The 5,590-nt window shown below is 51.0% G+C and carries 7 protein-coding genes; 1 reads left to right on the forward strand and 6 read right to left on the reverse strand.

Going from position 1 to position 5,590, the window contains the following annotated elements; genetic code table 11:
* Positions 1-114: 114 nt before the first annotated feature.
* From BAA01_00170 to BAA01_00180, 3 genes are all read right to left on the reverse strand, one after another.
* Positions 115-456: a hypothetical protein gene (locus tag BAA01_00170; protein OUM85000.1), complete on the reverse strand. Its 342-nt coding sequence runs from the start codon at positions 454-456 to the stop codon at positions 115-117.
* Between the two features lie 312 nt (positions 457-768).
* Positions 769-1,065 carry a hypothetical protein gene (locus BAA01_00175; GenBank protein OUM85001.1) on the reverse strand — a complete coding sequence of 99 codons (297 nt, stop codon included), beginning with the start codon at positions 1,063-1,065 and terminating at the stop codon, positions 769-771.
* Positions 1,066-1,318: 253 nt separating this feature from the next.
* The gene (locus BAA01_00180; protein ID OUM85002.1) at positions 1,319-1,546 is read right to left on the reverse strand and encodes a hypothetical protein; all 228 of its coding nucleotides are present in this window, start codon (positions 1,544-1,546) and stop codon (positions 1,319-1,321) included.
* Positions 1,547-1,629: 83 nt separating this feature from the next.
* On the opposite strand from BAA01_00180, the gene BAA01_00185 reads away from it, so the two are divergent.
* Positions 1,630-1,890, forward strand: coding sequence for a hypothetical protein (locus tag BAA01_00185; GenBank protein OUM85003.1), 261 nt, complete (start codon positions 1,630-1,632; stop codon positions 1,888-1,890).
* 76 nt (positions 1,891-1,966) lie between these two features.
* On the opposite strand, the gene BAA01_00190 is transcribed toward BAA01_00185, so the two are convergent.
* The 3 genes from BAA01_00190 to BAA01_00200 all read right to left on the reverse strand — a co-directional run bounded on the left by BAA01_00190 (position 1,967) and on the right by BAA01_00200 (position 5,496).
* Positions 1,967-2,188 carry a hypothetical protein gene (locus BAA01_00190; GenBank protein ID OUM85004.1) on the reverse strand — a complete coding sequence of 74 codons (222 nt, stop codon included), beginning with the start codon at positions 2,186-2,188 and terminating at the stop codon, positions 1,967-1,969.
* Between the two features lie 1,024 nt (positions 2,189-3,212).
* Positions 3,213-3,527: a hypothetical protein gene (locus BAA01_00195; GenBank protein OUM85005.1), complete on the reverse strand. Its 315-nt coding sequence runs from the start codon at positions 3,525-3,527 to the stop codon at positions 3,213-3,215.
* Between the two features lie 640 nt (positions 3,528-4,167).
* Complete coding sequence (locus BAA01_00200) at positions 4,168-5,496, reverse strand: hypothetical protein (protein ID OUM85006.1); 1,329 nt, start codon at positions 5,494-5,496, stop codon at positions 4,168-4,170.
* Positions 5,497-5,590 lie beyond the last annotated feature (94 nt).

Below are 5,590 nucleotides of genomic sequence, written 5' to 3' on the forward strand. Positions count from 1 at the left end.
TTCATTATGATCTGGATGAATGAATTGCACTTTTGCAGACATGTTTCTGAATCTCCTTTCCTACTATGAAACTCGGGGCCAGAACGGGCCCCATAACGTCCGGAAATCCCGGACTTACGCGGAAAGGATGCGGGGAAACAGGCGGGCCGTTTCCGCTTCAAGCAAAGGCAGGATGCAGCAAAGTTCATCTTTTGCTTCATCCAGGCTTGCCGCCGTAAGGAGCACGGAATACTCCAGCGTGCACTCCGTATCGTTTTCCGAGAACGATTCAACGTGAACGTTTGAGAACTGACGGAGCACCATCCTCTTTGCCTGCAGGTACGAGGATTGGGGACGGGACATCTCGGCGCGTTCCCTGACCAAGGCGGCAAAGCGCGCATCGCTGCGTTGCCAAAGTTCAACCTGGATCGACTTGCCGGGAAAATCGGTGCGGATGGCGATTGGAGAATTGCTCATGATGACCCTCCTGCCATTTGTTCAAAATCGGCTCAACTCGCTGAGCCATAAGCAGAAGGGATACGGATGTGCGGCGATCGAGGCAAACGAAGCAGTTTCCGCGAGGGTCAAAGCACAGGAGGAGTCAAAGGAAATTGAAAAACGCGGGAAATGAAAGTTTGGAGAAATTTGCTTTCAGATTTTCTGATTCTATTTTAATGGACGCCGGAACGCATTTTCAAATTTTTACGGCAACAATTTTTCTCACGCGGCCCGGTTCGGGGCATCAACGTTTCTGAAATCGCCCGCCCCGCTTCTCCGAATCCGCCCGCATCACATGAAACACGCGAGCCGGGCGAGAAAAAAGGCCGGAAACGGCCCGAAATCGCCGGCGTCGGAGATAACCTGCGAATTTCGAAGAAAAAAGACAGCGGCCTCCCCTGCCCGGGTTGCCGGCCTCTTGCGCCAAAAAAGCCAAGACCCGGGAGCGAAACCCCCGGGCCTGGCCGTTGCATCACCAACGCTGTTGCGCTTCAAGCAGGTGATGCGATGGACGCCTTCCAACTTGTCTTGGCATTGACTGCCTTCAGCGCGTTTCTTCTGACGCTGCTGAAGTTCATCTTCGACCATCAAGACAAGAAATGGAAGTGAACGCCCTTCCCAAGGCTGCAGTCACTTTCTGATGCCAAGTATATCTCTTTTTTCTTCTCTTTTCAAGATTTTGACATGCCAGCCCCCTGCAGATTTGGCTTGAGCCCGGCCGGGCCCCTCATAAACAAACGTTGCACCGTTTGCGTTCCAGCGTCAACTTCCCGGCTTCCATGATGCACGGTCTCGGGCTCTCAACAGGAATTTGGTAAAGTGATCTCGAACATCAACAAAATCAAAGCCGTAAAGCCGGCCTCTCCCATGCTTCCAGCAGGTTTCGAATCTGTCCGTTCTCGTCCAACTCGATGTATCGTTCCTGCTCCAGGACTTTCAGCCCGGCCATGACGTCGGGCCTGGAGCGGCCCGATTTGATCTGAAGTTCCTTCAGCGTCGGGAAACGGCCGCGGCCGGCACTGTAGTTGGCGATGATCCGGAGCAGTTTGCGGTCCCTGTCTGAAAGCATTAGAATCATCACCTCTTTCGCGGAATACGAACATTTGTTTCCGAATGAAACTTTAACAAGTGCGTCGCTCAGGAATCAAGATGATGACCATACGGGAGGCGGTCACCGTGAAATGCATCCATTGCGGAGTCGAATGCGAGGAACTGAGAGGCAACCTGGGATGGACCAGTGAAGACAACATCGAAGTGATCATTTCAGGATCAACTTTTCACGCATGCACCGCTTGCAACGTTGCCTTCCTGCCGCCTCACATCAAGGAATGGCTTGAGAAGGCTTTGGCTGAAAAGCGCGCCATCGGTGGCCCGCCTCACATGTTACTGAATGCAACCGATTATTGCCCCTGATTTGTCCAATAAAGAGGGACGGATATGTCCTGAAAAAACATTTCATTGTCATCCCCAATTTTGAGCGAATCACCGCTTAGCCCAGTTTTTGGTGCATATATTCAATGATGGGATGACCCGGTTTTTGCGGGTCATGGTCTTTGGACGAAATGGCGTGCCTTTTACCCGGTTTTTTGGTCATATTCCAGGGGCCGGGCAATATGACCACAGATTTCGGGTCAGATACGCCCACCGATTTCGGCTGAATCCCATAAATACAACCCACCCAAATCGGGTATGCGCTCGTCAAACCGCGCATATTACCACTAAGACCGGGCGAGGATTTCTGTTTCCTTCCAGTTCCACCCGGAAAAAGTGGACCTTTTCGATTCTTTTTGCCCGGTTTTAGTGGTCATATCGTAACAGCCTCCGTCCCGCCCGGCGCTTCGCCAAGTAGGCGCTGTAAACCGTAGGACCGGACGCAACCCAAAGCGCTGACCAGTGCGAAATGTCTCGTCGCTTTCAATCAAGGTGGCATGGGGCGTATTGCTTAGTTGCCAGCCCCAGCCCCTTCCGTGTTTAAACACGCCCGGCCCCTTCGTAAACTAACGATTCAACGTTTGCCGTTCAACGTCTGCGTTTCGGCTTCCAAGATGCACGGCCTCGGGCTCTCTGTCAGGATCAGTACGTTAACGGGAGGTCCGCTCTGCTTAATCCTGCCAAAAATAAGGGGTTTCAAACTAAGGGACAAAAGGCCAAAGATAGGGGGCATATGACCAAAGAAAAGGGGTTTCAAGCCAAAGATATGGGGCGATGAGCCAAAGATAAGGGGTTTCAGCACCAAAAAAAAGGGGCGAGCCGGGTTCAGTACCAAAGATAGGGGGTCTCAGGCCAAAAAAATGGGCGTTACGGGCCTTGTTTTGCCTGGATTTTACAGTTTCAATCTTACTGAAATGGAAATATTCAGTGAAAAGGGCGGGGGTTCGCCCCTTATTTTTGGCTTGTAGGATCGGGAGGCTGCTTTCACGCCCCTTTTTTTTGGCTTATGCGCACCCCTTATTTTTGGCTTGAACGCCCGGATTGTGGATAAGTTGCTGTTTTTGCCCTCTATTTTTGGCCTGAAGGCATCCGATCCACCCCTTATTTTTGGCCTTAAACAACTCAGACCCCTTATTTTTGGTACTGAAACGCCCCCTATTTTTGGCCTGAACGATGCGCGGAATGGGAAAGCCCCTTATTTTTGGCCTGAAAGATTCCTGTTTTTGGTCTGTGCACGGACATGGCGGAAACCGCCCCTTATTTGAGGCCTGAACGATGCACCGTGCAACTCTTACGTTTGGCTTTTATTTGGCCTTTATTATGTCAGCGATCAGGATCTGCTTTTTTCCGGTCTTTCGCTTGAAGCGGGGCCGTCCCTTTTGACTGGACATTGAAATGATCAGCAATCCTAAGGCGTTTACCTTTTTTCTGGACATAATGTAACCGGCCCATGAAGATTCACGGTTCGAATTGATATGTCCAAAAATTTCTGGCGAAACGTCTTTCATGGCAGTGATTTGTCCAAAGAAACCGGACCATATGTCCAAAGAATCCGGGTAAATACATATCCTGTCCGGCTGAAATGTCCAAAGATTCCGGGCGAATGGCCGGCGAATCACCGTTTCGCCCGGTTTTTGTGGACATATTGGAGGCGGGCTTCACCAGATTTTTTTGGACATTTCGCGGCTTACCCTGTTTTTTGGGACATATTAGCCCCCCATTTCCCCTGTTTTATTGCAAATTGCAATTCTTTACCCGGTTTTATTGGACATATTCCCGCCGCGTAGGCTTGTTCCGAAGAAGCAAATGGCTTGCGTACGTCCCGAGGTATGAGGAATATGACCACTCATTTCTGGCGCGCCAAAGTTGGCCGGGGCGGAATATGACCACTTTTTTCGGGTCAAGGCGGAATATTACCACAAATTTCGGGTCGATAGGACCACTTCAATCTGGTCAAAAGCCCCCTCTTTCCGGGCGTCTGACGCCCTGTTCGCAGAATATCGTCATCCACATGGAATAAGTTCACATTATGACGGGCCATCCGCCCGGTTTGAGTGGTCATGTGCCTGCCGATTTGCAGGCACAGGAACATCTTCGTCAAAAAAAAGTGGACATCTCACCCGGAAAAAGCGGGCATGTCAGAAGCCGAATTGCAGGTGAGGGGTTCTGATCGGCAGGAGAAGCACTCCCCCTAATTTAAGAAGAACTTAGTGGGACACTTGGGTTTGTGCAAGGCGGGCAAACCCGCCCGCCTGTACGTTATGCATGTTTCAGGTATCGTTGAACTGATGATTTCGAAAAACCTGTCATCCTGCTGATTTGCCGGATGGACAGGCCGGGGTGAGCCTCAAGAATCTGGCGCACCTGCCGAATTTTTTCTTCCATTCTTGACGTATTCATGAGGCGTGTCGGCCTGTTGGCCGCCCTTCTCCGCTGTTCCTTCCTCTCTCGATCCCGCCGCTTTTTCTCCTCGGGGCCGATGATCGTCGCAAGTTCCCGCTGCTCTTCTGAAGTGATATTTAGTAGTTTGATGATTTTTTCGTTACTGTAAAAGTAAGAAATGTTCTGAAAAGCATCGGGATTCCTACGAATTATGGAATATTCCGTTAATCCTGATTGACTCTCCCACATTTTCTCTGCGCTCCGGGTGGCCTGTTCCACTTCTTTGGGGGCCAACGGTTCGGAGAACATTTCATTAAGCCGGCGGGTCTTTTCGAGGGCTTCCTGGGGATCGTTTGTGAGGAGCAGCATGAGGTAGCGGTACAGAAACAGCGTGATTTCCCTATAGCCTTTCATTTCCCCGCGTCGCAATCGAACCAGTTTTTCCAGATCGCTGGCGCGGGCAAGATGGAGGGTTCGAGGGCTGAACTTCGTTTTCCGTTTTCGGGATTTGGAGTGTCGGGAAGGTTGGCGACCGAGAGAGGGATTTTGAAGAGGAGTTACGGCGGGCTTGCCGTGCGGGACAAGTTCGGGAAGCCATTCATCCGCGAGGACTTCCATCGAATAGGGCTCGGCAAGATATTGAACCAGGCAAACTCTCCTGCCGGTTTTCGAGTTGTATGTGCCGGCCAGCCGGAACACCCGGGCCGGGTCGCTGCATGCCGGATCGGCGCCCACATCCCGCAGTGTTTGGATGAGGTAATCCTGCAACTTATTCCATAGTCGAAATGCTTTGTCGTTCAGATAGGCAACTGGATTCACCAGGTAAACGAATTGAAGTCCGGTGCCGGAGAAAATGACGTAGGACGGCTTCGGCAACCTGCCTTCGTCCACGTATTCCATGAAAATGTATTCGAGCATGGCTTCCGGACGGTATGCCTTCCATCTGTCCAACTTGTAGTAATCGATGTCCACATACAGCCCGCGGATGTCCCTGGTCCACTTGAATGTTCTTTGAGGAAGGAGGAAGTTGTTCAGGGAAAAGTAAACGTCCCTTCCTTCGCCCCAGGACGGATCCCGCAGGACATCCGGCAATTCGCCCGGACGGTAACAACGTTGATACCAGCCGGTTTGGGAATTGGGACACTTTTTGCCCAGCGCAATGTAGCATTTCTGTGTAACCGCTAAAATAAAATTAACAAGAAACACGAAATAATCTTGAACACGAATTCCCTGATTCTCCCTCACCCGATATAATCAAGCTGGAAATTCATCAGTGTAGGGTGAGGAGAATGAAATCTGC

Source organism: Bacillus thermozeamaize (assembly GCA_002159075.1).
Classification (GTDB): Bacteria; Bacillota; Bacilli; order ZCTH02-B2; family ZCTH02-B2; genus Bacillus_BB; species Bacillus_BB thermozeamaize.